This window comes from Pseudomonas sp. 8 R 14 (genome assembly GCF_900005955.1).
GTDB classification, from domain to species: Bacteria; Pseudomonadota; Gammaproteobacteria; order Pseudomonadales; family Pseudomonadaceae; genus Aquipseudomonas; species Aquipseudomonas marginalis.
Map to the genome: position 1 here is coordinate 1 of NZ_CVTH01000006.1, position 914 is coordinate 914.

At 67.1% G+C, this 914-nt stretch carries 1 protein-coding gene; it reads left to right on the plus strand.

All coding sequences use genetic code 11. From position 1 onward, the window contains the following. On the plus strand, nt 1–914 hold a 914-nt coding region (locus tag BFQ01_RS00305; protein WP_065923808.1), incomplete at both ends, for a DUF2868 domain-containing protein.

Below are 914 nucleotides of genomic sequence, written 5' to 3' on the forward strand. Positions count from 1 at the left end.
ACGCCTGGCGCTGGTGCTGCTGGCGGTGGTGGCCGTCATCAGCGGCGCGGGGCTGGCCTTTGCTGCGCTGGGCAACGGCTTGACCCCGGTGAATGTGTTCTGGGCCCTGGGCAGCCTGCTCGGCCTGAACCTGATCCTGCTGTTGAGCTGGGCGTTGGGGCTGTTGTTTGCCGGCGAGCACAGCGCCAGCCTCGGGCGCTTGTGGTTGTGGCTCAGTGAAAAACTTGCGCGCGATGCCAAGGCCGCCCAACTGGCCCCGGCGTTGCTGCTGTTGCTGCAACGGCAGAAACTCAATCGCTGGGCGGTCGGTGTGCTGGTCAACAGCCTGTGGTTGCTGGCGCTGCTCAGTGCGCTGGTGATTCTGCTGACGCTGCTCGCCACCCGCCGTTACGGCTTTGTGTGGGAAACCACTATCCTCGGCGCCGACACCTTCGTCGCCGTGACCCAGGCCCTCGGCACCCTGCCCGCCCTGCTGGGCTTCAACGTACCGACCGTCGAGATGATCCGCGCCAGCGGCGATTCCGCCCTGAACATCGAAAGCGCCCGCCAGGCGTGGGCCGCCTGGTTGGTCGGGGTATTGCTGGTCTACGGCCTGCTGCCAAGATTGATCCTCGCACTGCTGTGCCTGTGGCGCTGGAAACGCGGGCGCGCCGCCTTGCGCCTGGACCTCAACCTGCCCGGCTACAGCCCACTGCGCGAACGCCTGATGCCCAGCAGCGAGCGCCTTGGCGTCAACGACGCCGCGCCGGAACAACTGCACCCCGTCACCGGCGGCGTCAGTGAGCTGGACAGCGACGGCGCCTTGCTCGTCGCCATCGAACTGGACGATCAGCACCCCTGGCCACCCAAGCTGCCGGCTAATGTGAAGCACGCCGGCATCCTCGACAGCCGCGAATCGCGCAACAAGCTCCTGG